The sequence below is a fragment of the Paraburkholderia susongensis genome, assembly GCF_900177725.1.
GTDB lineage: Bacteria > Pseudomonadota > Gammaproteobacteria > Burkholderiales > Burkholderiaceae > Paraburkholderia > Paraburkholderia susongensis.
Window position 1 is genome coordinate 185,419 of sequence record NZ_FXAT01000008.1, and the last position, 25,806, is coordinate 211,224.

Annotated in this window: 20 protein-coding genes and 1 pseudogene; 3 read left to right on the plus strand and 18 right to left on the minus strand. The window is 63.8% G+C overall.

From position 1 onward, the window contains the following. Positions 1–21 precede the first annotated feature (21 nt). The 11 genes from B9Z01_RS35670 to galU form a co-directional block, all read right to left on the minus strand. Complete coding sequence (locus tag B9Z01_RS35670) at positions 22–174, minus strand: hypothetical protein (RefSeq protein WP_167387557.1); 153 nt, start codon at positions 172–174, stop codon at positions 22–24. A gap of 117 nt (positions 175–291) precedes the next feature. Continuing rightward, positions 292–492: a hypothetical protein gene (locus B9Z01_RS23215; RefSeq protein WP_085487347.1), complete on the minus strand. Its 201-nt coding sequence runs from the start codon at positions 490–492 to the stop codon at positions 292–294. 14 nt (positions 493–506) lie between these two features. Next, a complete protein-coding gene (bcsG, locus tag B9Z01_RS23220) occupies positions 507–1,019 on the minus strand; it encodes a cellulose biosynthesis protein BcsG (RefSeq protein WP_085487349.1) in 513 nt (170 codons plus the stop codon). Positions 1,020–1,066: 47 nt separating this feature from the next. Further along, complete coding sequence (gene bcsA / locus B9Z01_RS23225; RefSeq protein WP_085487351.1) at positions 1,067–3,643, minus strand: UDP-forming cellulose synthase catalytic subunit; 2,577 nt, start codon at positions 3,641–3,643, stop codon at positions 1,067–1,069. Continuing rightward, positions 3,640–4,398, minus strand: coding sequence for a cellulose biosynthesis protein BcsQ (gene bcsQ / locus B9Z01_RS23230; protein WP_085487353.1), 759 nt, complete (start codon positions 4,396–4,398; stop codon positions 3,640–3,642). Before bcsQ ends, bcsA begins: the two co-directional genes overlap by 4 nt. Then, positions 4,395–4,595 (minus strand): hypothetical protein, encoded by a 201-nt coding sequence (locus tag B9Z01_RS23235; protein ID WP_085487355.1) that lies wholly within the window; start codon positions 4,593–4,595, stop codon positions 4,395–4,397. Before B9Z01_RS23235 ends, bcsQ begins: the two co-directional genes overlap by 4 nt. A 6-nt stretch (positions 4,596–4,601) precedes the next feature. After that, positions 4,602–6,362: a cellulose biosynthesis protein BcsE gene (bcsE, locus tag B9Z01_RS23240; RefSeq protein ID WP_085487357.1), complete on the minus strand. Its 1,761-nt coding sequence runs from the start codon at positions 6,360–6,362 to the stop codon at positions 4,602–4,604. A gap of 62 nt (positions 6,363–6,424) precedes the next feature. Continuing rightward, a complete protein-coding gene (locus tag B9Z01_RS23245) occupies positions 6,425–10,324 on the minus strand; it encodes a cellulose biosynthesis protein BcsC (protein WP_085487359.1) in 3,900 nt (1,299 codons plus the stop codon). 184 nt (positions 10,325–10,508) lie between these two features. Then, a complete protein-coding gene (gene bcsB, locus B9Z01_RS23250) occupies positions 10,509–12,641 on the minus strand; it encodes a cellulose biosynthesis cyclic di-GMP-binding regulatory protein BcsB (protein ID WP_244196136.1) in 2,133 nt (710 codons plus the stop codon). Between the two features lie 322 nt (positions 12,642–12,963). Continuing rightward, positions 12,964–14,253, minus strand: a complete 1,290-nt coding sequence (locus tag B9Z01_RS23255) for a sensor domain-containing diguanylate cyclase (RefSeq protein ID WP_085487363.1) — start codon at positions 14,251–14,253, stop codon at positions 12,964–12,966. Between the two features lie 75 nt (positions 14,254–14,328). Beyond that, the gene (gene galU, locus B9Z01_RS23260) at positions 14,329–15,237 is read right to left on the minus strand and encodes a UTP--glucose-1-phosphate uridylyltransferase GalU (protein WP_085487365.1); all 909 of its coding nucleotides are present in this window, start codon (positions 15,235–15,237) and stop codon (positions 14,329–14,331) included. A gap of 490 nt (positions 15,238–15,727) precedes the next feature. On the opposite strand from galU, the gene B9Z01_RS23265 reads away from it, so the two are divergent. Further along, a complete protein-coding gene (locus tag B9Z01_RS23265; RefSeq protein ID WP_085487367.1) occupies positions 15,728–18,229 on the plus strand; it encodes a glycogen/starch/alpha-glucan phosphorylase in 2,502 nt (833 codons plus the stop codon). Positions 18,230–18,460: 231 nt separating this feature from the next. Here the strand turns inward: B9Z01_RS23265 and B9Z01_RS23270 are convergent, their stop codons facing one another. The 4 genes and pseudogenes from B9Z01_RS23270 to B9Z01_RS23285 form a co-directional block, all read right to left on the minus strand. Continuing rightward, positions 18,461–19,414, minus strand: coding sequence for an ABC transporter substrate-binding protein (locus tag B9Z01_RS23270; RefSeq protein ID WP_085487369.1), 954 nt, complete (start codon positions 19,412–19,414; stop codon positions 18,461–18,463). A gap of 107 nt (positions 19,415–19,521) precedes the next feature. Beyond that, positions 19,522–20,475, minus strand: a pseudogene (locus B9Z01_RS23275) (ABC transporter permease subunit); the annotation flags it as partial. A 126-nt stretch (positions 20,476–20,601) separates the two neighbouring features. Continuing rightward, positions 20,602–22,155, minus strand: coding sequence for a sugar ABC transporter ATP-binding protein (locus B9Z01_RS23280; protein WP_085487373.1), 1,554 nt, complete (start codon positions 22,153–22,155; stop codon positions 20,602–20,604). After that, the gene (locus B9Z01_RS23285; protein ID WP_085487375.1) at positions 22,142–23,392 is read right to left on the minus strand and encodes an ROK family transcriptional regulator; all 1,251 of its coding nucleotides are present in this window, start codon (positions 23,390–23,392) and stop codon (positions 22,142–22,144) included. Before B9Z01_RS23285 ends, B9Z01_RS23280 begins: the two co-directional genes overlap by 14 nt. 125 nt (positions 23,393–23,517) lie before the next feature. Between B9Z01_RS23285 and B9Z01_RS23290 the strand changes: the two genes are divergently transcribed. Then, a complete protein-coding gene (locus B9Z01_RS23290) occupies positions 23,518–23,736 on the plus strand; it encodes a hypothetical protein (RefSeq protein WP_085487377.1) in 219 nt (72 codons plus the stop codon). Between the two features lie 366 nt (positions 23,737–24,102). On the opposite strand, the gene B9Z01_RS23300 is transcribed toward B9Z01_RS23290, so the two are convergent. From B9Z01_RS23300 to B9Z01_RS23315, 3 genes are all read right to left on the minus strand, one after another. Further along, positions 24,103–24,405 (minus strand): hypothetical protein, encoded by a 303-nt coding sequence (locus B9Z01_RS23300; protein ID WP_143809040.1) that lies wholly within the window; start codon positions 24,403–24,405, stop codon positions 24,103–24,105. A 133-nt stretch (positions 24,406–24,538) separates the two neighbouring features. Beyond that, positions 24,539–24,712, minus strand: a complete 174-nt coding sequence (locus B9Z01_RS35675; RefSeq protein WP_167387558.1) for a hypothetical protein — start codon at positions 24,710–24,712, stop codon at positions 24,539–24,541. 446 nt (positions 24,713–25,158) lie between these two features. Then, complete coding sequence (locus tag B9Z01_RS23315) at positions 25,159–25,362, minus strand: hypothetical protein (RefSeq protein WP_085487387.1); 204 nt, start codon at positions 25,360–25,362, stop codon at positions 25,159–25,161. Positions 25,363–25,490: 128 nt separating this feature from the next. Here B9Z01_RS23315 and B9Z01_RS23320 point away from each other — a divergent pair, with 128 nt between their 5' ends. After that, complete coding sequence (locus B9Z01_RS23320) at positions 25,491–25,733, plus strand: winged helix-turn-helix domain-containing protein (RefSeq protein ID WP_244196137.1); 243 nt, start codon at positions 25,491–25,493, stop codon at positions 25,731–25,733. Positions 25,734–25,806: the final 73 nt, after the last annotated feature.

The window sequence follows — 25,806 nt, forward strand, 5'->3', positions numbered from 1 at the left end:
ATTCGCTCCAACCGACGCAGCTTACGATCTGCCGGCAATCACCCGATCCAGCGGCACATCAGCGGGCAGCACGGCGTCCATTCCTTCGCTATCCGATACTTCCGTGGTGGTGATGCGCGTCTCGTGAACGTTCATGTCCGCGTCGATCGACAGATGCATCTTGAGCCACGGCATTTGCGTGGGCCTTCTGGCTGTACTTATTTTCGTACTACTGACTGGCGTGCCCGAAGCTCAGCCCCATGCTGACGATGACCTGGCCGTGCCATCGTCAGCAATCGCCAAGCACTTGCGTTACGTGTTGTTGCGCGATTTCTCGTCGACCCGCAATACCGCTGCAATCACGGGCCAGCGTCGTGCGGCGTTGCGCCAGGCGTCGTCGGCCTGACGGTCGAAGTAGCGTGCGGGGTCGAACCCATCGAGATGCCGCGCAAGCTGGTCGATGTCGTTGGGGCCAGCCGACGCCTCGTCGTACGCCTGCTCTCGCTGTGGCATCGCTTAGCCTCCTTTCAGCCGCCGTGCGTGTTGACTGTGGGTTCGGAACGCACCTGGCCTGTGGCAGGGGCGCATGCGTTGGCGTGCTCCAGGTTGCTGCCGGCGTGGGCGGTCAGCGCGCCGACACCCTGCCACAACGGTATGACGATCAACGCGGCCAGAACGAATGTCGTCACACGCACCCAACGGTTGATCAGGAAGTACGCAACGATCAGTGTAATGATCGTATACAGCGCCGATAGCGGCACGGTGCGTGCGATCAGTTCCAGCACGCCATGTGGCGTAAGCGCGGCGTGCGACGGTAACGGTGAACCCGCCGCGCTCAACGCAGGCACGCTGACCTCGTAATAGAGCAGCGCGATAGCAATGACGGTCGCCACGACGTTACGCAGGATACGCAAGCGGCGATCGCCGAACGGCACGAGCAGCGCGACGGCGAAAAGGAGGTTCAGCCACCATGCCGGCTGCAGTGTCCTGGTGCCGCCCAGATAGAGCTTGACGATGAAGTAGAGATTCCACAGTCCCATGGTGCGAAGTGTCCCGTAAAGTCCCGTAAAGTGTCCTGACCTATTGCTTACTGCTGCCGCGGCTTTCGTCGCATGACGAGACGTTCGAGCGCTTCCACGCACGCGTCGATGAGGCGCAGATGGCCCTGGATGCCCAGGCCGATGACTTCCCTGAGCCCGTAAAGCGGCACGTCCTGCGGTGGCTCCTTTTCGAACCCGATCCATGCGTCAGCGCGCCCGAACGTGCACTGGATGAGCTGGCGTTCCGCTTCCGGTGTCAATTCCAGGCGGATTCCGGTCGAGCGTGCGGCCGCGCGCACGATCACGCCCGGGAAGTGATGCTCGGCGTGGCCGCGCGCGAGGCAGACGCCTACGCGCTCACCCTGCGACACTTTTGCATCTGGCGGAAGCTCGAGGCCAAGGCCACCAATCGAGTAATTGATCGTCATGCAGGCGAGCGTGCGGCCGTCGGGCAGAAGGAGCGTGGCGGGGACGTGCAGCGGAATATGGTGCGAGACGCGCACCTGGCGTGCCTCCTGCGCCACGCCAACCGCCGCGCCGAGCACGATCATGTTGATCGCGGCCCATACCATGTTCATCAGCGAGGTTTGCGGCTCTGTGCTGTGCAGGAAAACAATGCGTATCATGCCGGCGAGCATCGCGGCTGCGTTGATTCCGAGGAGCACCAGGTACGGCTTCGAAATCGCCCAGTCGAGGTAGCCCTCGTAAATCTGGCCGCCCTTGGCCGTCACGTTGAACTTGCCGAGCTTCGGGTTGATGAGTGCCATCGTGGTCGGCAGGATGATGTACCACGCCAGCACCGACTCATACACCTCGGCCCAGAACGAATGGCGAAACTGTCCCTGGATGCGCGAGTTCGCGAGGTTCGCCGTAATCAGATACGGCAGCACGTACGCGAGGATGACGGTGGCCTGCGTGTTGATCATATGCAGTCCAAAGAAAAGATAGGCGCCGGGCATCAGCAGGAATACGAGCCGCGGAATGCCATAGAAGAAGTGCAGCATCGCGTTGGCATAGCAGATGCGCTGGAAGAACGAGAGCCCCTTGCCGAGCCACGGGTTGTCGACGCGAAAGATCTGCGCCATGCCGCGCGCCCAGCGAATGCGTTGACCGATATGCCCCGAGAGGCTCTCGGTCGCGAGTCCCGCCGCCTGCACGGTGCGCAGGTAGGCGGAGTTATAGCCGAGCCGGTGCAGCCGTAGCGCCGTGTGGCAGTCCTCCGTCACGGTTTCCACCGCGATGCCGCCGACTTCTTCGAGCGGCGCGCGCTTGATGACCGCGCAGGAGCCGCAGAAGAAGGTCGCGTTCCAGAAGTCGTTGCCGTCCTGGATCAGCCCGTAGAAGAGGCTGCCCTCATTGGGCACGCGGTGAAACGTATCGAAGTTGCGCTCGAACGGATCGGGCGAGAAGAAATGGTGCGGGGTCTGCACGAGCGCGCACTTCGGGTCGGCGAGGAACTGGCCCATGGTCGTCTGCAGGAATGAGCGCACCGGAATGTGGTCGCAGTCGAAGATCGCGATGTATGGCGCGTGCGTGCACGTGAGCGCATGGTTGATGTTGCCCGCTTTTGCGTGCGTGTGTTCGCTGCGCACGATATAGCCCACGCCGGCTTCCTCCGCGAAGCGGCGGAATTCCTCGCGGGTCCCGTCGTCGAGGAGATGGACATGCAGCTTGTCGCGAGGCCAGTCCATACCCGCGGCGGCGTATACGGTCGGTTGCACGACCGAGAGCGGTTCGTTGTAGGTCGGGATGTAGACGTCGACGTCCGGCCATAGCGAACGGTCTTCCGGCAGCGGGCACGCCTTGCGGTTGAGCGGCCACGCGGTCTGAATGTAGCCGAGCAGCAGCACGACCCAGGTGTAGAACTCGGCGGCGTACAGCACATAGCCGATCACGGCGTCCAGCGGATCCGGCAGGTGCAGCGTCTGGGTGGTGCGCCACCAGATATAGCGCCCGGCCATCAGCAGGGACAGCCCGGCCATCATCAGCGTCGCGAGCCGGCCCGGCACGCGGCGCACCAGCAGCACGGTGACCACGACGAGCGCAAAGAGCCGCGTCTGCTCGCCGAGTGTCATCGGTGTCGTGCAGATCACGATGCCGATGATCAGCGCCGCGACGAGCACCAGATAGCGCAGGTACGGCACGCGGTCGACGGCCGCCGCGCCGTCCTCGATACGGGCGGTGAGCGCTTCCCAGTCGACCGCCTCGAGCCGGCGCGCAGCAGGCCGCCACAGCAGTCCGAGGAGCCAGACGAACGGCGCCGCGAGGAAGGCGAGCCAGCGGAGCATGACGGCGCGCCGTCGCCGCCTGCGCTCGCGAAGCCTGTGAAGCTTGCGCAGGTCGGCGGCGAAGCGGGGACGACGGAAACGCGTGCGGAAAACGAACCGCCACAGCCAGACGTTCCAGCGATGGTCGAGGCCGATACCCAGTTGCGCGGCCAGATAGCGGGTGAGCCGGTCGGACCAGAGCATCGGCAGATCGGGTTTGCCAGGCCGCGGCGGCCGGAACACGAGCCGCACAAGCCACGCATGCAACGTTGCGTCCGAGCCGAGGCCAAACGATGCACGAACCGCCTGCAGGCAGGCATCCCATTTTGCGCGCAGCCATGACCGTGAGGAGTTCATCGCAACGGCTCCCCGGCACGGCTGGCCCATCGCGAGAGCCACGCAGCCAGCCCCTGCAGGTCGTGCGCGGCGGCCGAGCCGGACGCGCTCGCGCAGAAGTTCTCGCCGCGCCCAAGCGCTTCGGGCAGACCAGCGTCGGCGTGGATCTGATAGGGCAACAACGCGTCCCCGAGGCTCGTACGCAGTAGCGCAACCACGTCGACGTGCAGTTCCCGCGCGGGTATCACCGCGTTGATGACGTAGACGCAGGGCGTTCCGGCCAATGCCTCGCGAAAGCGCATCAACACAGCACATGCGGTGGGCGAAGGCGGTAGCACCGCGAGCACCAGATCCGCGGACGCGATCGCCTGGCTCGTTTCGACGGAAGGCCAGGTCGGCGTGTCGATCAGCGCGAGCGCGTCGGGCGGCATGTCCACCCGGGCGAGGAGTTCGCGCAGCCAGCCGGGGCTCGCGAGCAACTGCGCACGAGCCCCGGCTGGCGCGCCGCGCGCCGTGTCGCCGCCGCCCCAAGGCAGCAGCAGCACGTTGTCGTCGGTGTTGAGCGCCGTATTCGCCGGATTGGCGCTCTCCAGATAGGACGTCAGACCGGCGCGGGCCGGCTCCTTCAGCCCGAAGTGCAGGGCGAGCACGTTACGCGGATCGCATTCGACAGCAAGCATGCGGTGCCCGCGCGCACTCAGCAGGCTGGCAAGCTCCGCCGTGAGCGTGGTGCGGCCGGCGCCGCCGACGGGCGAGACGATGGCGATCGTTTTCATCGGCTGTCCGCGCTGGTGGCGCGGCGTGCGCCGCGAATGACGATGGCGCCGAGCTGCGGCGGCAGATGTACGGTGCGCTCGCGCGCGGGCAGCGTGAAGCTCGGCAGGAACCGCTGCAGCCGGAAACGCCACACGAGCCACGATAGCGGCGCCGCGAGAATCACGCCCCAGACGAAGTAGCCGAAGAAGATCTCCATGGCCGGTTACCCCCGTGTCTTGAACGGCAGGTTCGCGGGCGTCGGCGCCGCTCGCGGCATGGCTGCATTAACAGGTGCGGCCTCGGGTTCGTGCGCCGTTGCAGCGGAGGCTGCGCCGCCGCCATCCCCGCTGACAGGAGCCAGGCCGCCGGACGCCGGCGCCCCTGCCGCCGTCGCCGCTGGAGCAACCGGCCGGCGCTGTTGAGCAAGCCACTGCGTATAGTCGAGTGGCGGCTCGTGCGTTATTTCGCGTTCGAGCGTTTCGAGCATCGACATGATTGAATCATAGTCGCCGCAGCGCACTTCGCCGCGGAAGAGGTCGCCGGGCGGCAACTGGAATACGCGCTGGAATACGGTCGTGACATCGGCGAGGCGGCACGAGAAAAAGAACGTGTAGACGCTGTCGCCGCAGGCCGTGCACAGGTCGCCCGCGCGGCCCATGTGGCATGCCTGCAGCGCATCGACGTGAGCCACCTCAGGCAGAAGCGGCAGGCGCAGCAGCACATTCGGCAGGCGGATCGCGCGAGCCCGTCCGACCGTATCGCGCACGAGCTCGACGAAGCGTGACGCACTCACGTAGCCGACCTCCGGACTGTGCAGCACAGCCGCGAGCACCGACAGGTAGTCGGCTGGCAACGGACGCGAGAACACCTGGCCCTGGAGTTCGTCGAGCATCGTTTCGACCCGGGCAAGCGAGGTTTGCTGCGGCACCACGAGATTCGTGCCGAGACTGCGCATGACCGCCTGATAGCGCAGCGCGATGCGGTCCTCGCGCACGGCGATCTTCAGCGCGGGTCCGGCGCTTCGGCGCAGTGTGTAGACCTGTTCGGCGAGCTTTTCGAGCTGCGCGCTGTCGCCGTAGGCGAGCAGGACGGTTGCCGCGACCGCGTGCGCGGCGGCCGCGACGACGGCGTCATTGTCGTCCACCACTTCCCAGTGCGAGGGCAGCCCGCTTTCGCGGGCCACCGCATCACGCGAAACGATGACGCGCGCTTCGTCCGGCGCGAGCCGTCCTCCTTCGCCGATGCTCTTTGCGAACGTGCCGCCCGCGACCATGAGCCGGTCACTGTCGTCCAGAAAGCGCAGCGGTAACGATTCGTCCACGAGCATGGCGCCATGCTGCCCCCAGAACATGGCTTCCCAGACGTACTGACCGCCCGTCTGACGCAAATGCGCCGCGCCCGCGAAGCGGACATGAAAACCCGCGAGCGCCGAAGCCTGCGCGATGCTGCTGTCGCCCCCGTCATCGGGCAGGCTGACGACGAGCAGCACGCCATGATCGTGATGCGCGCACCAGGCCGCGAGCTGTGCGCCCTGGCGCGCGAGCGCGCTCGCATCATGCCAGTTGAAGAAAGCGTCGGCGCCGTCGATCAGGAATTCGCTTTCCGGCTGCGCACACTGGTCAGCCAGCGCTTTTAGGGCCTCGAGCAGCACTTCGCCACCATCGCGGTCCGGCAACGGACGCAGCGTGCAGAGGTTCGCATGCCCGTGAAGCGCCCCAACGCCGTCGATGTCGAGGCCGTGGCTGCGCAGCGCATCGACGATCTGCAGGTCGTTGCGCGTCGAAAGTACATTGGCCGGCCCGTTGTGCAGCGCCGCGGCGGCCGTGTTCCAGAAGAGCGCGGCGCGCGCCGGCGACTCGTTCGCATAGACAATGCATACCTGGCCCGCGGCGAGCGTGGCGAGCGCGGGCGGCAAGCCGTCGATCGCGAGCTGCGGTCGTCCGGATGGCGTGGAGGGCGTGGATGGGGGAGAGGGCGCGTTCATGGCTACACCTGATTCGCAAGGCGTCGTGGGCGGGAACGATGAAGCATGGTTTCGGGCTCCACTCAATAAGCAGAATACGGCGTCACCGGCGTCGGCGGGAACGGGACCGGGCCGTGCTGCGGCGTAAACAGGTAGCGCACCCATACCATGCCGACGTTCGGTGCATAGTCGTGCGAACGATCGATTTCGAGCCGGGCGCCGGCGATCCAGTGCGGCGTGATCCGGTACTCGGCCGCGGCCGCTACCGTGTAGCTGAATCCGTTGCTGTTGCCGGCACCGAAAAATGGCGTACCGAGGTTCGCCGCACTGAGACGCGCGGCGGCCTGATCCTGCAGCAGGCTGCTGGTCGGGAACCACGGCGCGGTGTCCTCGCGCGTAAACGACCAGCCCACCGAGCCGCGCACCTCCCACGACAAACGCTCGTAGCGCCCGGTCCAGTCGATTGGCAGACCGATCGACGTGAAACGCTGCGGGCTGAAGTAGCCACCGTTGCCGAATGTGTAGAAGTGCTGATTGCGCGAGTAATGCCAGAAGAGGCCGACGAGCCCGCTCGTCACGCGCTGGTTCGGCGTCTGGAAAAGCGGCCAGTTGAAGCCCGCGAGCAGGCGCAATTCGTTGTCGCTCGGCACGTTTTCGCCGGTGAGCACGCCGTAGCCGATGCTGCCGTACACGCTGCCGCTCGAAATGTTCTGCGAGCCGCGCAACGTGATGCTGTTGCGCACGACACCACCCCACTTCTCGCCGGTCACGGGATCGACGCCACCTGCGTACGACACGAGGCTGTCCGTGACGGAGCGGCGCGACAGGTCGATGCCTACCGAGGCGTTCTGGAACTGGTGCTCGTATTGCAGGCCGCCGAGTATGCTCTCGACCGGAAAACCGAGCGGTGTGCTGCCGATGTCCGCGCGCCAACTGTCCTTCGCGCCTTTGAACTCGTAACCGGCCGCGAGCGAGACGCCGGTGGCGCTCTCGCGGATCGATCCGAGCCCCGCGTTGCCGAGCGCCGCGATCTTGCCGTATTGTGAAGCGGCGTTGAAGTCGCTGCCCGGCAGCGAGCCCGCGTCGAGGTAGACCGTATCGGCGTGAAAAAAGTAGTGGCCGGTGTAGCCGTCCGGAATGCGGACGTAGAACGGGACTTGCGTGGCATTCAGGCGCGAGGTGCCGGCATCGCCGGTCAGGTTCGACTGGATCACCTCGGTCGAGATTTCCGGCTGGCGGCGGTCCTGCAACTGCTGGAAAGCGCGGCCGGCCGGCGTCAGCCCATCCGTGCCCGGTTGCAGCGGCCCCCCGGCACTTTCCTGGGTGCCGGCTTCGCGGTACAGCGCGGCCGCCTCGTTGTAGCGGCCCTCTGCCTCGTCGATGCGGCCCGCCTGCAGCGTCACGTCCGGGCGTTGCGCATAGCCGGCGCGCAGCGGATCGACGACGGCCGCCGCTTCGTTATCCTGACCTTCCGCCACGAGGCGCTGCGCGATCTCGAGGCGCGTGTTCACGTCGTCCGCGGGCGTGTCGGCCAGCACCTCGCGCACAATCGCGGTGGCCTGCGCGCGCTGCCCCATGTGTTCATCCATCCGCGCGAGGGTGAGACGCGCGTCGGCGTTGTCGGGCTGCGTTGCCAGCACCTGCTGCGCGGCGCGCGCGCCGGCGCGGAAGTCGCCAGCGGCTTCGTCCACGTCTGCCTGCGCGAGCAGCCAGCGCGGGTCGGCCTGCTGCGTGGCGGGCACGGCCGCGAGCGTGCGGCGCGCGCCGTGCACGTCGCCGTTCTCCAGCTGGCGATTGACGACGCGCAACGAAAGCCGCAGCGACTGGTCGTCGAACTGCGCGCGCTGCGCGTCGGTCACGCCCGGCAGCGCCCGCGATGCGGCGATCCAGGCGGCCAGCGCGTCGTCGCGGCGGGCCGAGGCGAGCAGGTCGCCGTAGCGCAGCCGCACGGGGATGGCCGGGTTTTGCGGATGCGCGTCGAGCCAGTCCTTGACGAGCGCAAGGCCGTGATCGGCGTCCCCCAGCGTGATCCATTCGTCGCCGATCGTCGCGAGCATCTGCGGGTCGTTTTTCGCGACCGCCTCGGCCTGCGCAAGCAACGCGCGGGCTTCGTCTTCGTGGCCCTCGGCCGCCCGTTGCCGCGCGTCGCGCACGAACCGCTGCGCGACGATGTTATCGGCCAGCTCGCGCATGGGCTGCGTGCGCGCTTGCGGCGGAATCTGCTCCATCTGCGCGTTCGCGCCGTCGACGTCGCCAAGCACATAGTCGAAGTAGAGCGCGCTCGCATAGCGCATCTGCGTCGATGGCGCGACCTTCAATCCTTCCTCGATGACCGCGCGGCCGCGCGCGGGCAGTTTCTGGTTCGCGTAGAGCTGGGCGAGCGAATAGCGCAGCCACGGGTCGTCGGGAGCGAGGCGTACGGCTTCCTCCAGCTTCGCCGTGGCGGCGCTCTCGTCGTTCTCCGAGATCGATTGTTGGGCCTGCAACGACAGCAGTTCCGCGCGCATCCTCGCCACCTGCGCCTGCGAGCCGGTCAGGCGCGGAGAAACGCTTGCGATCAACGGCTCGATCTCGTCATCGCGATGGGTCGCGCGCAGGATCGTGACAAGCTCCCGCAGCGCGTCGACATCAGGCTTCGGGCCGGTCGCAAGCGGTCTTGCCACGGCCTCGGCTTGCGGCCACTTCTGCTGCGCGATCAACGCGTCGGTCAGCGCGTGCGCCGCGTCGACATTGGACGGATCGAGCTTCAGCGCCTCGCGCGCCAGCGCTTCGCCCTCTGAGGGCTGGCCCTGGCTGTTCGCCGCGTTCGCCTTCGCGATCGTCCCCCATAGCGTGGCGGTGGCGATCAGGCTGCGCCATTTGCCGGCGTTTTCAGGATTCAGCGTGAGCGCGCGCTCGAAGAGCGCCCGCGCTTCGTCCTGGCGGCCTTCGTGCAGGCGTGCGAGGCCCTGTTCGCCGAGCGCTTCACCCTGCTGGCGCCGCGCGCGCTGCGCGGGCGTTTCGGGTGCGGCAGCGCTCGCGTTGCCGCGGGTGGCGAGGCGCGCCGCGGTCTCTTCGCTGACGCCGTTCTTCTCGTATTCGGCCACGACGCTCTGTGCCTGCCTGTCGCCAGGCACTTCCTGCAAATAGCGTTTCCACCAGATGTAGTAAGCCGGATCGTCGTGCGGCGAGTAGACGAGCGAGCGATGCCACAGACCGAGCGCCATCGCGCGGTTGCTCTCCGGCTGCTGGTAGATACGATAGAGAAGGTTCAGCCCTTCGAGGCGCGTGCTCCACTCGTTGGTCAGTACATCGGCGAGGATCAGTTGTTGATTCAGGTCGTTCGGGTTCTGGCGGATGCGCGATTGCAGTTCGGCGAGTGCGCGGGCGTGTCCCTCTGGCGTGCCGGCGAGAATCCGGTAGTAGAAGTCAGCCAGATCGCCGCGCGGCGCACCGTTCGGGAAAAGCGCCTCGAGGCGCTGTGTTGCTTGCGCATTCTTGTCCGCCGAAGCCAGCTTCTCGATTTGCGTCACCTCGCCCTTGCCGGTCGTGGCGACGTGATACGCGTCGGCCAGCTCCTGCGTGGATGGATGATTGGGCGCGATCTGGCGCAACTGCTGAAGGACCCGGGCCGCGTCGCGGGGCCGGTTTGACTTCAGGTCGATCTCGCCCATCATGGCAAGCGCTTCCGGCTGCTGCGGCGAAATCAGTAACGCCTTTTGCACGACCTCGCGCGCCATGTCCGGCCGGTTCATGTCCTCCCACTTGCGCGCGGAGGCGAGCAGTTGCGCAAGCTGCGGGCTGAGTGCTGCGGGCGCGGCCGCTTCCGTCGAAGTTTCCGCCGAACCTGCCGGCGCGGCGGCTTGCTGCTGTGCCTGCGCGTGCGCCATGCCGCTCATGACGGCGAGGAGGGTAGTGGCAACCATCGTGAGCGTTGCGACCGTGGAGAATGGCTGCTGCATCGTCGCTGGCGCGGCGCATGCAGCTAACATGGCGCGGGACATGTCGGCATCCACGCGGGCACCCGCCGGCTGTTCGCGTCAATCACGCGAGCGACCGCGCTGACCGTCGCGCTTTTGAAAGGAGTCCAGTCGGACCAGTTGCACGACGCGTGCGATGGCGCGGCGTCCTGGGCCGCAGCCCGGCGCCGCGCCGCGCAAGCCGGGTGTAGGTGGATCGCACGCATGCCTAGCTCCCGCCGGTGCGGCGCACGGCGAGGCGGGAAAGCGCCCAGAACACCGCCAGGGCGACGGCGAGCCCCGCGAGAATGCCGGCTATCGCCAGCAGAGACGGGTAATTCGAGACGAAGATCCAGATCCGGGCATACCACGGCACTTCGCCGACAAAGTAGGGTTTGCCGAGCAGAAGGCTGTCGATCTGCGCGCCGCGCACGAGCGTCAGGTCACCGTAAACCGGCGATGGCCGGCGGTCGTCCTGCAACACGTCGAGCACGCTAGCGAGTTGACCGGACGAAGTCGCTGCGAGCGCAACGACACTGCGTCCAGCCTCGAGCGGAGACTCGAAGCCGATCAGCGCGCCGAGTGGCCCGGAGGTGCTCATGACCGTTTCTCCATCCGGCGTCCGGGGCCGGTGGTCCCCGTCCGCCGGCCAGTTGGTCCAGCTCTCCTTGCGCTGCTCGCGCATGCGCAGCGCGGTATCGCCTTGGCTGATCAGCAACGGCAAGCCCTTGCCCCATTTCGCGAGCAGATCGGCCGCCGAGCCCGTGCCGATCACGAGCAGATCGCGCCCGCCGACAGAAGCGACATCCTTCGCCGGGACCACCTCGACGCGCAGAGCCGGCAACCCGGTCCACGCACCCATGTTGCCGAGCAACGTCAGCACGGCAGCCTCGTCAGCGGCGTCCGGCGCATCGGGAACGACGATCGCCGTATCGGAAAGATCGGCCATCCGCGTGAAGGGGAAGCCGCTGGTTGCGAAGTACGCGAGGTTGGGCATCGCCGTGAAATGCACGAAGCCGCTGAAATCGATCGTCGAGTTGGGATCGATCGCCGCACGGGCTACGTCGGCGGCCGTGGACGCGCACAACCCCGCTTTCTGCGCATCCATATGAAACTGGAACTGGAGTTGATTGTTGTCGGCGACCCGGAACGCGGGCACCGGCACTTCGTCGGATGCCCCCACCGCGGTACTGGTCAGCAAGGGGACATTCAGGCGGAACCCCTCCGACCCGTCGTGCGAGGGCCGCAGGCGCTCCGAGCGCACCAGCTGGTCATTGATGCTGACGTTGAGCATCGAGTCGTTGTAGGTCGACGGTGCGGTGTAACGGTAGTGCACGTCGAGGGGGGCGCTTTGGCGCGCCCACGCATAAAGGTCGGGGGGGACGCGCAGGTTGACGCGGATCTGCGGCGGGTTGAAGCCGGAGACCTGCAATTGCTGCGGGTCGTCAACGAGATCCAGGAACGGAACCGGGCGATCTATCGGCGCCCACTTCGGTGCGTCGTAGGGCCGGCGGACCGGGCCTGGATCCACGGACCTGATCTGGTCGCTGCTGCCTGTCATGCCCGCATGGCCGAGCACGAGCGCAAAGGCAGCCGTCTGCAGTTCCTTCTCGTCGCGGCCGGCAAGCACGAGCAGCTTGCGTCCCGACTGCGGCGGGCTGGCCGGGTTCGCCATCACCGTGACTGTTGGGCCATTGATTTGCGGCAGCGAGAGTCCTTGCGGCACGGCGCCGGGCATGGCCAGCACGATTGCCTGCGAGTCGGCAGGGGGCGTGTTGAGCACGCTGAAGTGCGCATGACGGTAATCAGCGAGCTCGCCGAACCACGATGCGACGACGCCGGCTGTGCGCAGCGTCGACAGCGGCGCGTTGGGCGGCAGCACGAACGGCAGGCTCAGCGGCCGGTTGTCCTGCCGGTCGAAGAAGGGCCTCGGTAATAGCGCGAGGTTGTCGGGCAGCGCCACTCCCGACGTGGTCAGCGTGAGCGACGTCGCCGGACTGATATCGGTCCACAGCGACGAATGATAAGGATCCTCGCACGCGTCAGTGGTGTAGTGCGCAACCATCTGCAGCTTGATCTGGTTGTAGTCGGTAAAGAGGAGCGGGTCGAGATCGATGGTGCGGGTTACCTCCTTGCCCGCATCGTCCTTGTCGAGCGGCAGTGTTGCGACATCCACGCCGTTGAGCTGCACCTTGATATGCGAAAGCGAAGGGATCAGCGACGGCGACCAGGCCATATCGAGCTTGAGCCTGGCGGACGTCACCACCTCATCGGTGCGTACGCCGACATTCAGCGTCCCGTTCGGAGACTCGCCGCGCAACGCCATGGGCCCGAAGTTGCCCATCTGGCTCAGGGTCAACACGCGAGTCCGGGTTGGGCCAGTTGGCGGTGTACCGGTTGATTGCGGCGAGGGCGCTGAAGAAGGAGGCTGCGTATCGGACGTTGCCGTAGCGGGTGAGGGCGCGGCGCTAGTTGCGGCGATGTTGAAACCGAGGAGCAGACTCGTGCACAGTGCGGTCAGACCGACGTGAATGAATACGCGCATCGAAAACCTCGATTGACGTAGTCACTGCATGGATTGATGGAACTATTCGCACTAAAGATAGGATATTCGTCAGCAATATGCCGATTTATATTCAACTGATATGCATTTCAAATAATTCACCGTTTTCGGGCGTGTGGTGTCAGCCAATTTCAACACGGTTGCGCCCGCCATCTTTGGCCCGGTACAGAGCCAGATCCGCACGCTTGACGATGGCCTCGACGTCATGCTCGCCAGGCAACTGCTCGGTCACGCCGATACTGACTGTGAATGACACCGGCTTGCCAAGCCGCCAGTTATGCTCGAAGTTCTGCTGCTCTATCGTGCTGCGCAGGGTTTCAGCGATGCCTGCCGCTTCCCGGATATCCACGCCGGGCATGGCCGCGACGAACTCCTCGCCTCCCCATCGGGCAAACACGCCAATGCGCCTGTCGGCACTCATCATGACCTTGGCGAGTGCGCGCAGCACGTCGTCGCCAATATCGTGGCCGTAAGTGTCGTTGATCTTCTTGAAGAAATCGATGTCCATGATGAATACCGAAAGCTTGATGTCGGTTCCGAAAAGTGTCTCGACCGTCTCGATGAACTCTCTGCGGTTCGGCAGTCCGGTCAGCTCATCCGTCACGGCCTGCTTCTGAAGCAGGTCCATCAGTCGAACACGATCGGTGATATCGCGAATGACAGCGGTAAATTCGATCAGTCCACCTACGTTAATTTTCGATATCGCGATCTCTACCGGCAGCAGGGAACCGTCCTGATGCTGTCCATAGACGCGATTGCGCTCGTCCATCTGCCGTGAACGCACAGGAGATCGGGCGAACTGATGAACGTACTGAGGATGATTCGCCCGATAGCGCTCAGGGATAAGTTGCGTAACAGGTTGTCCCAGCATTTCGCTTGCCTGGTAGCCGAAAAGGTTCTCGGCGGCACGATTGAACAACGTGATGCAGTGTTGCTGGTCGATCGTGATGATGGCGTCATAGGCTGCGTCCACGACAGACCGAAAGCGGGAGGTGGTGAGTTCCAATTCGTGGGACAACAGCATCTTCGAGGTGATCTCAAGGCCTGTCACCAGTATTTCAGGCGCTGAAGGATCGCCTTCGGTGCGCGTGGGCCGCAGCGGCTTCAACGACAGGCGCCACCAGTGTGTCCCGTCTCTCAGGTCATAAGCCTGCTCGAGTTCCTGCGCGACTCCCGAATCAAAGCACTCGTGAATCTTTTGCCTGAATTCGGTACGCGCATAATTGGGAACAAGCGTGTCGAGCGGCGCCGGAAAGGACCTGATACTCCCAGGCCTGCCGCCGGTCATCTGGATAAATTGATCGTTGCAGGCCGAAATAACAAACTGGCCCCGCTCGTCGCGTCCAATTGTTGCAACACTCGCGGCGATTTCGTCGACGAGCTCCCGTATCCTGTAGATCCAATCAGCCATTCTGCCTCCGGGAAGAGATTGACATGGTTGCCCGTAGATTGTCCTGAGTCACCTGGCCGCCGGCATCCAGCGGTGCTAGTGTGCCTGCGGCTGAACGCCGGGATCCGGCTGCATGCCACGGACGCGCTCGCGCAGCCACGTGCCGAAGGCGTCATGCACTTCCGCATGCCGCAACGCGAAATCGACCGTTGCCTGGAGGTAACCCAGCTTGGTGCCGCAGTCATAGCGCTTGCCGACGAACTCATAAGCGAGCACCTGCTCGTCTTTGAGCATGGAATGAATGGCGAGAGTCAACTGAATCTCTTCGTTCGCAGCGGGTTTCAGCGAGTGCAAATGTTCGAAGATGCTGGGCATCAGCACATAGCGCCCGGCGGCGCCGAAGCTCGACAGCGCTGCTTCGGGTGATGGCTTCTCGACAATGCTGCTAACGCTGATCACCCGTTCGTCCCAGTGCTGGCCACCAACCACACCATGACTCGACGCGTCGTATGACTCGAATTCCTCGACAGCCAGCACGGACGAATCGTAATGGCTGAAAAGATGCACCATTTGGGCGAGAACGGGAGGCTGGCCGTCAAGCAGATCGTCGGCAAGAAGTACCGCGAATGGCTCGTCGCCGATCAGTTTCTCTGCACAGAGCACCGCGTGACCGAGACCGAGCGGCTCAGCTTGCCGCACATAAATGCATTTGACCTCAGGTGGCGTGATGCTATGCACGAGGTCAACGAGGCATTGCTTTCCGCGTGCTTTCAGAACGTGTTCGACTTCGTAAGATTCGTCAAAGTGATCTTCAATGACACGTTTTCCGCGGCCAGTCACGAATATCAACTCGGTAATGCCGGCAGCTATCGCTTCTTCAACGGCGTATTGAATGAGCGGCTTGTCGATAACCGGCAGCATTTCCTTAGGACTCGCCTTGGTTGCCGGTAAAAAGCGCGTATCGATTCCCGCTACCGGAAATACAGCCTTGTGAACTTCGAGCATGATGACCTCACCGCTTCTGGTAGAGGGGGCAGTACATTCATAGAGTATGACCCGGATCCGCTTTTTATGAAGAATTCGATGCCGTGGATCAAGGAAAAACTTGTTGTACGACTCTTGATATCCTCACATGCCGAATTGGCCCGGCGACAGCCATTCCGGATTCGACCTGTTTGAGCAGCACTGCGAATCGTCCTAACAAAATACAATACATTTCTACGGATTTCGATGTGTCCGCGAGAACAGCTCAACGGTGCGGACGCTTGCGAGATCGTCTTCGCGAGTGTCAGGCCGAGTGTCAGGCACGACAGACGTCGTGGTACGCCGACAAGTGCATCGGTTCGAAGGCGGAATATTTAGTTGTATTTAAGTTAATAACTCAGGCAAGCGCAGCAACTGTGCACAGGCACGGTACCGGGCGCGCCGAAATCGCCGGCTGGGCATTGCCCTTGCGGGCGACACGGCCAGTTCACGGCAAGGACAAGGACAGCTCATGACCGACACGCTCCCCCTGAAATCACCGTCCGGCGCGGAACCTGCGCGCAGCGGTCCTGGTGTCGCCGCGCTGCAGCGCGATATCGTCGACAATCTGATCTGTTTGCAGGGCCGGTATCCGGAGATTGCAACCCCGCACGACTGGTACATGGCACTTGCCTACACTGTTCGTGACCGGATGATGACACGCAGGGTCGCCACGACGTACGCCTATGTGGCGCGCGGTGCGAAGATCGCCTGCTATCTGTCCGCCGAGTTCCTGATCGGCCCGCAACTCGGCAACAACCTGATCAACCTGGGCATCGGCACCAATGCGCGCGATGCGTTGCAGGCACTCGATGTCGACCTCGACACCGTGCTCGCGATCGAGGAAGAACCGGGGCTTGGCAACGGCGGGCTGGGACGCCTCGCGGCCTGTTATATCGACTCGCTCTCCACCCTCGAAATTCCGGCTATTGGCTATGGCATCCGCTACGAATTCGGCATCTTCGACCAGGAGATCCGTGACGGCTGGCAGGTGGAAGTCACCGACAAGTGGCTGCAGAAGGGCAACCCCTGGGAGATCCTGCGGCCTGACGTTGCCTTCTACGTGAACTTCGGCGGCCACACGGAAAACGTGACCGATGCGCAGGGTCGTTTTTGCGTGCGATGGACTCCGGCATACACTGTCAAGGGCGTGGCTTGCGATACGCCGATGCCGGGCTTTCGCGTCAACACGTGCAACACGCTGAGGCTTTGGAAGAGTGAGGCAGTCGAGTCGTTCAATCTTCAGGACTTCAACGCCGGCGATTACTACGAGGCCGTGCACGAGAAGGTGAGGTCCGAAACGCTGTCGAAGGTGCTCTATCCGAACGACGAGCCGGAAGCTGGCAAGCGCTTGCGGCTCGCGCAGCAATATTTCTTCGTCTCATGCTCGCTGCAGGACATGCTGCGCCTGCTCGCGCTCAAGGGTGAACCGATCAGCCGCTTTGCGGACGTGTTCACCGCTCAACTCAACGACACGCATCCGTCGATTGCCGTCGCCGAGCTGATGCGTCTGCTGGTAGACGAACGACAGGTGCCGTGGGACGAAGCCTGGGAGATCACGCGACGCTCGCTCGCCTATACGAATCACACGCTGCTGCCCGAAGCGCTCGAAACGTGGGGGTTGCCGCTGTTTCAGAACCTGCTGCCGCGACTGCTCGAAATCATCTACGAGATCAATCGCCGCTTCCTCGAAGAGGTCCGGCAACGCTATCCGGGCGATGACGAACGCGTCGCCCGCATGTCGCTGATCGACGAGACCGGTGCAAAGCGCGTGCGTATGGCGCATCTGGCAACGATCGGCAGCCATGCGGTGAACGGCGTGGCCGCGCTCCATTCGGAACTCCTCAAGCAGACTGTGCTGCGGGATTTCGCCGAACTATGGCCTGAGCGGTTCCTCAACGTGACCAATGGCGTCACGCCTCGCCGCTTCATGATGCTCAGCAACCCGGGCCTTGCAACCCTGCTGGACGAAACGATCGGCGAAGGCTGGGTGACCGATCTCGCGAGACTGCGCAAACTCGATGGGCACGCCGACGACATCGCGTTTCAGGACCGCTGGCGCAGCATCAAGCAGACCAACAAGGAGAGGCTCGCCGCGCGTATCAGCAGCGCGACCGGCATTGTCGTCGACCCGGCCGCACTATTCGACATTCAGGTCAAGCGCATCCACGAATATAAGCGGCAACACTTAAACGCGCTCTTCATCGTTACGCTCTATCTGCGCTTACGGCGCAATCCTCAACTCGCACTGACGCCGCGCTGTTTCGTGTTCGGCGGCAAGGCCGCGCCCGGCTATGCGATGGCCAGGCTCATCATTCGCCTGATCAACGGCATCGCTGAAGTCGTCAACAACGATCCGGCGGTAGGCGGGCGGCTAAAGGTCGTGTTCTTTCCGGACTTCAATGTAAAGAATGCGCATTTCATCTACCCGGCCGCCGATCTGTCCGAGCAGATTTCGACTGCCGGCAAGGAGGCCTCGGGAACCGGCAACATGAAGTTCATGATGAACGGCGCGCTGACCATCGGCACGCTGGACGGGGCCAACGTCGAAATACGCGATGAAGTCGGCGACGAAAACTTCTTCCTGTTCGGCCTGACTGCGGATGAGGTGGAACGCGTCAAACGAGCAGGCTACCGCCCGATCGAGTACGTGAATGCGAACGAAGAGTTGCGAGAAGCGCTGGATCTGATCGCAGGCGGATGCTTCTCGCGTGGAGATGCCGGGATGTTCCGTCCGCTAGTCGACAATCTGCTGCACGTGGACCCGTTTCTCGTCCTTGCGGATTACGCCGCTTACGTCGCGCGCCAGGAGGACGTCAGCGTCGCCTGGCAGAACACGCGGCGCTGGACCCGCATGTCGATCCTGAACACCGCGTATGCGGGCAAGTTCTCGTCCGATCGCGCAATCAGCGAATACTGTGAGCGGATCTGGAATATTCGCCCGGTGAAGATCAGCCTGGAAAGACAACCCTGAAAGCAGGTTGACCCGCGCGCAGGAAAAGGCCGTGCATCCGTGCGTTCGCTTCGACGATTTATCGGCCTGGTTTAAGTGATGCACATGATCGCGAAAGGACAGATGAGTGCACTCTCAGCACCCATCCGTCCGCCGCTGATCAATTCCATAGTCTCGCAATATACGCGGTACTTTGCATATCGATCGCTGCCGCCCTTTGATCCTGACTGCGACAAAGCCAATCAAAGCCGCTTAGTGCGGCGACGACCAGCCCTTGTAGCTGCCGATGTTGTCGCGCGTGATGAGCGTGGGCGTCATTTCGATCATCGGATTGGCGGGATTCTTGCCGTTCATGATGTCGTAGCCTACCTGCACGGCCGTTTGCGCCATCTTCCACGGATCCTGGCTTGCCGAGGCCTGCACGAGCGTATCGGACTTCAGCGCCGTTTCGATATCGGGTGCGCCGTCCACCGAGGTAATCACGATGCCGTTGCGGTGCAATTGCTTCGCCGCCAGATCGCTGCCCATAGCTTGCGGATCGTTGATGGTGAACACGCCGGCAAGCTGCGGGAAGCGCGTGAGATAGCCCTGCATGGCGTTCATGCCGCCTTCGCGCGAGCCCTTGCCGTCCTGGTCGTCGGAGAGGATCTTGATATCTGGCGACTTCGCGAGCACTTGCTTGCAGCCGGTCACGCGGTCGATCACCGCCGAAACCTGCGGTCCGTTCTCGATGATCACGTTACCCTTGCCGTTGATCTTCTTCGAGAGGTACTCGCACGAGATCTCGCCGGCCTTCACGTTGTCGGTCTGCACGGTGGCGTTGGCGCCCGCGGCAGCCACGTCCACGGCCACCACCACGATGCCCGCGGCGCGCGCCTTGCGCACGGCGGGCTCGATCGCCTTCGGATCGGAGGCGTTCAGCAGGATCATGTCGACGTGCGCCGAGATGAAGTTGTCGATCTGCGTGAACTGCTTGTTCAGATCGTAGTCGGCGGATACGGCGGTGACTTTCGCGTTCGGGTTGATCTGCTTCGCCTTCGCTTCCGCGCCTTGCACGATCGTCACGAAGTAAGGATTGCCAAGCGAGCCCACGGTGACGCCGATCGATTTCAGTTGCTTGTCGGCGGCGTGCGCGCCTTGCAGAGCGAAGCCGAGCGTAAGTGCGGCAGCGGCGCGAACAGCGATAGCGGCCTTTTTCTTGAACATGAGTATGTCTCCAAAGGGTCCAGTTGGGGTGTGTCGTGCAGTGCGGACTCAGGAGGACCTGCCTGCGCCCGCTGTCGGGTATGAAGTCGGTACGTGAGCAGGGCGTATCAGGTGCGCGCCGAGCCGCGCTGGCGATAGCGGTCGAGCGCCACGGCGCCGACGATCACGAGGCCCTTGATGATGTACTGCCAGATGTCCGAGACGCCCAGCAGCACGAGGCCGTTCGAGAGCACCGCAATGATGAGCGCGCCGATCAGCGTGCCGACGATCGAGCCCACGCCGCCCACGAAGCTCGTGCCGCCCAGGATCACCGCGGCGATGGCGTCGAGTTCGTACGACTGGCCGAGCTGCAGGCCGTTCGCCGCGTAGAGGCGCGCGGCCGACATCACCGCGCCGAGGCCGGCGAGCAGGCCCGAGATCGCGTAGACGAACATCTCGATGCCCCAGACCTTGATGCCCGAGAGGCGCGCCGCCTCGCGGTTGCCGCCCACCGAATAGATATGCAGGCCGAGCACCGTGCGGCGCAATACGAACCACGAGGCGGCCACCACGACGAGCGCGATGATCACGAGCCAGGGCACGCCGAACACCGTGCCGTTGCCGATGAAGGCGAACGAGAGCTGCGGGTTGAAGATCGTGGTGTCGTGGCCCATCAGACGCGCGATGCCGCGCACCGCCGTGAGCGAGCCGAGCGTGACGATGAAGGGCGGCAGGCGCAACAGCGCGATCAGCGCGCCGTTGATGAGGCCAAAGCCGAGGCCCACGCCAAGCGCGGCGGGGATGCCGAGCCAGCCCCAGCCCACGATGGAAGAGGAGAGCATGGCGGCAACCGCCGATGCGGCGAGGATCGAGCCCACCGAGAGGTCGATGCCGCCTGTGAGAATCACGAAGGTCATGCCGGCGGCGAGCACGATGTTGATCGACGCCTGCTGCGTGACGATCGAGAGATTCTGAAGCGTGAAGAAACCATCGGTGAGCAGACCGAAGCCGATGCACAGCAGCACCAGCACGGGCAGCATGCCCGCCGTGCGCATGAGCGACCTCATGCGTGCGCGATGGCCATCCTGCGCGCTGCTGCCTCGGGTGGCCTGGGCCGGTTGCGTGGGCGACGCCGCAACGCCGTGGCGGGGAAGCATGTTCTTCATGATGTCGTACTCCTCAATATTTCTTCGACGGGTGCGTCGGAATCAGGCGGCTTCGTCCAGCGTGCCCTGCGAGCCGGTGGCAAGTTCGATGATGGCTTCCTGGGTGATGGGCTTGCCGGTATAGCCGCCCAGTTCTCCCGCGAAAACACCTTCGCGCATGACGAGCACCCGGTCGGCCACGCCGATGATCTCGGGCAGTTCGCTCGAAATCACGATGATGCCCACGCCGGTCCTCGCGAGTTCGTTGATGATGCGGTAGATCTCCGACTTCGCGCCGATGTCCACGCCGCGCGTCGGCTCGTCGAGGATCAGCACGCGCGGCTTCGTTTCGAGCAGGCGCGAGAGCAGCACCTTCTGCTGATTGCCGCCCGAAAGCGCGCCGACGTTCACACGGGGGCTGGGCACGCGGATCGAAAGGGCGCGGATGGAATCCTTCGCGCGGGAAGAACCGCGCGCGAGGTCGAGCACGCCGAAGCGCGCGTCGCGGCCCGCCACGGCCACGTTGATGTTGTCGCGCACGCTCATGTCGAGAAAGAGACCCTGATGCTTGCGGTCCTCGGTCAGATAGACGAGGCCCGCTTCGATGGCGTCGCGCGGCCTGTGCACGTGGAGCGTGCGGCCGTCGATGGCGATCTCGCCGCGCACGCGCGGTTCCGCGCCGAAGATCAGCCGCGCGAGCTCGGTGCGGCCCGCGCCCACCAGACCCGCGATGCCGAGCACTTCGCCCGAGTGCAGGTCGAGGCTGCAGCCGCGCACGCGATTGTGATCCGCGACATCGCGCACCGTGAGCACGACCTGGCCCGGATCGTAGGGCGCATGCTCTTTCTTGTAGAAGCCCGAAATATCCCGGCCCACCATCATGCTCACGAGGCTTTCGGCATTGAGCTCCTCACGCATGAGCGTACCCACGTAGGCGCCGTCGCGCAGCACGGAAACGCGGTCGGACAACTCATAGATCTCGGCCATGCGGTGGCTGATATAGATGATGGCGAGTCCGTCCTCGCGCAACTGGCGGATCAGCTTGAAGAGGCGCTCTGTTTCGCGCGAGGAGAGCGGCGTGGTGGGCTCGTCCATCACGATGATGCGGGCGTCGCTATGCACCGCGCGCGCGATTTCGACGAGCTGGCGCTCGGCGATGGAGAGCGATCCCACCAGTGTCCTGGGCCCGAAAGTAGCCCCGAGCCGCTTGAGCACGTCTTCGCAGCCGCGCTCCATGGCAGGGCGGTCGACCCGGCCGAAACGCCGGCCGCCCTTGCGCAGTTCGCGCCCCGCGTAAACGTTTTCGGCAACGGTAAGATTCGGCGCGAGGCTCAGCTCCTGATAGATGACGGCCACGCCAAGCTCGCGCGCGGCGAGCGGGCCGTCGATCACGACCGGCTTGCCCCCGAGCAGGATCTCGCCGCCGGGATCGGCCTGATAGGCGCCCGAGAGAATCTTCATGAGCGTGGACTTGCCCGCGCCGTTCTCGCCCATCAGCGAGTGCACTTCGCCGGGCCAGACCGAGAGCCGCACCTTGTCGAGCGCGCGCACACCGGGGAACGTCTTGCTGATGCTCCGCATTTCCAGCAGCGGGGGCGTCGACTCAGAGCGCGACATGGCTCACCTCCTGCGTTTGTGCACCGGCGCCCATCAGGATGCCCGCACGTGGCGAAAAGTTGAAGAACATCGGAAGCGTGGCGGCGCCAAGCGCGCCCGCATCGGGGCCGAAGGTGCCGCGCACGAGCGTGGGCGTGCCGCGCGCCTCGGGCGCAGTGGCCGCCACGGCCGCGCGCAGGCGCTGCATGAGTGTGTCGATGAGGCCCGCGTCCACGTCCGCGTCGAGCACCACGGCGGGCACGTCGAGCACGCACAGCGCGGAGCGCAGTGCGGGCGCGAGCGCGTCGATGCAGTCGTCGAGCCATTCACCGACCGCCGGATGGCCGCGCGCAATGCACGCCTCGATATCGGCGCGATTGTCCACCTTCTCGCCGCTGTACTGCAGATGGCGGCGCAGCGCGATGAGCGAGGCGCGCGAAAGCAGGATGTCCCACTTGCCGGCCGGCTTGTGCGCCGAGGGCAGGGCGCTCGGCGGCACCGGCATCACGGCGAAGTCGCCCGCGTTGCCGGTGAGGCCGCGCACGCAGTCGCCGTTGATGGCGATGCCGCCGCCAATGGCCGGGCCGAGAAACAGATAGAGGAAATCGCCGCGCTGGCGCCCGCAGCCATAGAAGATCTCGGCGATGGCGGCGGCGTTACCGTCGTTTTCGCTGAACACCGGCAGCCCGAGCGCGCGGCTCAGCTCGCCCGCGAAATCGACGTCGCTCCAGACACGGAACGTGTCGGCAGGCAGGCCCAGCTCGCTCAGCCAACTGCCGAGGTTGTACGGCTGCGCGACGCCAATGCCCGCAAGACGGCTGCGCTCGGCTTTGTTGAGTAATCCTGAGAGTTCGCGGATGTCGTGCTCGACGATTTCCTGCGCGAGCGCGGGCTGCGGCAGCAGCATGTCGTGCGAGCGGCGCTCGATCATCCGGCCCGCGAAGTCCACGAGCACGGTTTCGATGTTGGTCCGGTCCAGACGCACGCCGATGGCGAACGCACCGCGCGGCGAGAGGCGCAGAAGTGAAGCGGGCTGGCCGCGCCCGCCGTCCAGACGCCGTCCGCTCATCTCGATCAGGCCGCTTGCCGTGAGCGAGGTGATGATGCTGCCCACGGCCGTGCTGGTGAGATTCGCAAGGCGGGCGAGATCGGCCTTCGAGGCCTCGCCGGCGCGCCGCAGCGCCTGCAGCAGCAGACGCTCGTTGAAGCGGCGGACATTGGCCGAGTTGCTGCCTTGGCCGACATGCGGACTTCTCACGCGATTTCTCCGATTACGCCAGCGGCCGGGTTCAGTGCGCCGGCGACTAAATAAATCAAGTTGATTTATTTAATGTCGAAAACAACCGTGTGTCAGCCTGGGGAAATCCCGGTTATGGCGCGGGCATGGTGGGTTTCGATTTCTTCGGTCAGAACGTGCGCAAGTACGGCGGCAAGTCGACGAAGCGTTGTACGGTTGGCGCTGGCAGCGCGGTGTGTTTGCGCGTCATCTCGCGCAGTGGCGCGCGGATTTTTGCATCGCTGGTGGAACGGCACAATGAACCGTGCCACAAGCTTTATGCCGACGAACGCGCCGGGCTTCTGGGCAGTCGCAAGTTCGGCTGAGCCGGGAACCGGACATTTCTGATGAGCCAGAACCGGACATTACTAAAAATCTCTGACAACGATTTTGTTGATAATTTATATTATGTCAAATAAAGTGGCTAACTGAAGACCACTTGGGAAACCCGGTGGTCCGCCCTCGCTGACGCTGACAAGGTGAATCTTGCTGTCCAGCGCGTCAATGGATTGCGACAGGCTTGCGGACGCGCCCGGGTTCAGTACGACCGCCATGCTGTCCTGCAGGTCCTGCGCAAGCACGGTGTGATCGCTCTTCAGAAGATCGTCGTACTTGTATGAGGCAGAAAGCGCGCTGAGGTAACAGCAGGCTGTTCCTGCGGACCTGAGCGCGCCTGGTGCGCAAGGCACCGGTCAGAAATTTTCGTACATCTTCTGGACGAGCTTGCCATCCCGGAAAACGAACGAGACGGTCTGCTTGCTGGTCTTGCCGCCGGTATAGTCCCAGCGTTCCACACCGTCAGCCTTGCGGGCCCGGTACGGATAGCCAAGCCGATCGACAACCTGCCGCTCGGTTGTCCCGGCCGGGAACCGCTTGTCCATGCTTTCACGCGTCCAGCCGCGCACATACATCTCGCTGTAGCTTTTCGTGGTGCCACAAGCAGCCAGTCCGCTCAGGCACACAGTAACCGCCGCTATAACCAGAACCGTTTTCATCTCTCTCTCCCGTGATCAGATAGATTTCACGATCGCAGTTTCGAGATGACAAGTGAGTCAGACGGGTCCTAATTCGTCACAGCTGCGGCCATTCAGCGCAGGGCCATCGAGTATGAAACAGTGGATTTCCTGTTCAGATTTTCGTATCAATCCCTTTGAAAAATCCTGAAATCAACCGCACCGGCATGATGTCGCCCGCGAAGCTCGCCCACTGCGCCGGTGAGAGCCACGATTTCCATTGCGCTATCTGCATGGTGAGATTCAGTTTCAGCCGTCTGAAAACATAAATCTGGTCGGCCAGGCCCAAGATCCTCGCTGCCGCGAAGTCCAAAATAGGAAGCTGCGGTTCCGTCCCCCGTGCGCCATGAATTGGCTGTAGCGGTTTTCCTCTTGGCCGCGTTGTTGACGAACTCGATGCCCTGATCGATCAGCCATACAGCGTAACCGTACTGGCGCCAGTGGGATTCCCTGAGGCTGAGCCTGCTTCCTCGGCCTGCGCCCACGCGGGCGCAACGCACATCAACGCGACACAGGCACACTCTGCCGCCTTCTATTTCATGATTGTCTCTGTCTCCTTGTGGTCCACGATTGACCGCAGTAGGGCACCGAAGACATCCGCTGTGCTGGTCGTGAATCGCTTCTTCGCGTATTTGTTTGTAATGCACTGAAATTTTGCCAGCATGGTGCTGGTGGGTAAATTGAATAAGACAGCGTTCCGGTTGAGCAAATGGTTAAGCATCGCTCGCAACCCGGTCACTGGCTCCGACCGGTCCAGGCGCATTCGTTTGCGGCTTCGCTCTGGCTCGCATCGACTCCCGTACGAATTGGGCCGAAGCAAATGGCGTCGACGCAACTCGCCGTCGCGAGGATTTCAAGCCGGTTGTCCGTGCGTACGGTATGCATGCCGACCTTCACCATGCCATTCGAACGACCAAGACTGAAATCGACGTCGTTCATAACACAGTGGTGCCGGAGACGGGCACGGATCAGCGCGGGCTGCCGGAGATGGGGGTTACTGCTCGTGGTGAACCAGGATTTCGTCGATGTTAGGGCGCGACCTCAGCGCTCGTTCAGCGAAGGCAACAGTGCGACAGTTCACGATTTTCGGCGGCCGCCATTCCGCACTCGGTGTGGCCGATCTCGACTGGATCGCCCAGGCGTTCAAGGGCTCTGCGCGCGACTATGGTTTCGACACCGACGGCTGGAGCAATGCGCGAATGCGGGAGCTGATAAACCGCCAGTTCGGTATTTCGTATTCCAGAGTATATGTATGGCAACTGGCAACCCGGCTAGGCGTGTCTTACCGGCTCGGCAGGAATGGGGCATGAAGCTTCGTCGCTGTCACGCCGAAGCCTGCGTGCAGAAATCGCGAATGAAAACGGGCTGCCGGTTTTCCACATC

Coding starts and splice junctions, on each gene's coding strand:
- B9Z01_RS35670 (WP_167387557.1), bottom strand. CDS start 174: ATGCCGTGGCTCAAGATGCATCTGTCGATCGACGCGGACATGAACGTT.
- B9Z01_RS23215 (WP_085487347.1), bottom strand. CDS start 492: ATGCCACAGCGAGAGCAGGCGTACGACGAGGCGTCGGCTGGCCCCAAC.
- bcsG (WP_085487349.1), bottom strand. CDS start 1,019: ATGGGACTGTGGAATCTCTACTTCATCGTCAAGCTCTATCTGGGCGGC.
- bcsA (WP_085487351.1), bottom strand. CDS start 3,643: ATGAACTCCTCACGGTCATGGCTGCGCGCAAAATGGGATGCCTGCCTG.
- bcsQ (WP_085487353.1), bottom strand. CDS start 4,398: ATGAAAACGATCGCCATCGTCTCGCCCGTCGGCGGCGCCGGCCGCACC.
- B9Z01_RS23235 (WP_085487355.1), bottom strand. CDS start 4,595: ATGGAGATCTTCTTCGGCTACTTCGTCTGGGGCGTGATTCTCGCGGCG.
- bcsE (WP_085487357.1), bottom strand. CDS start 6,362: ATGAACGCGCCCTCTCCCCCATCCACGCCCTCCACGCCATCCGGACGA.
- B9Z01_RS23245 (WP_085487359.1), bottom strand. CDS start 10,324: ATGTCCCGCGCCATGTTAGCTGCATGCGCCGCGCCAGCGACGATGCAG.
- B9Z01_RS23255 (WP_085487363.1), bottom strand. CDS start 14,253: ATGGCTGATTGGATCTACAGGATACGGGAGCTCGTCGACGAAATCGCC.
- galU (WP_085487365.1), bottom strand. CDS start 15,237: ATGCTCGAAGTTCACAAGGCTGTATTTCCGGTAGCGGGAATCGATACG.
- B9Z01_RS23265 (WP_085487367.1), top strand. CDS start 15,728: ATGACCGACACGCTCCCCCTGAAATCACCGTCCGGCGCGGAACCTGCG.
- B9Z01_RS23270 (WP_085487369.1), bottom strand. CDS start 19,414: ATGTTCAAGAAAAAGGCCGCTATCGCTGTTCGCGCCGCTGCCGCACTT.
- B9Z01_RS23280 (WP_085487373.1), bottom strand. CDS start 22,155: ATGTCGCGCTCTGAGTCGACGCCCCCGCTGCTGGAAATGCGGAGCATC.
- B9Z01_RS23290 (WP_085487377.1), top strand. CDS start 23,518: ATGGTGGGTTTCGATTTCTTCGGTCAGAACGTGCGCAAGTACGGCGGC.
- B9Z01_RS23300 (WP_143809040.1), bottom strand. CDS start 24,405: ATGAAAACGGTTCTGGTTATAGCGGCGGTTACTGTGTGCCTGAGCGGA.
- B9Z01_RS23315 (WP_085487387.1), bottom strand. CDS start 25,362: ATGAACGACGTCGATTTCAGTCTTGGTCGTTCGAATGGCATGGTGAAG.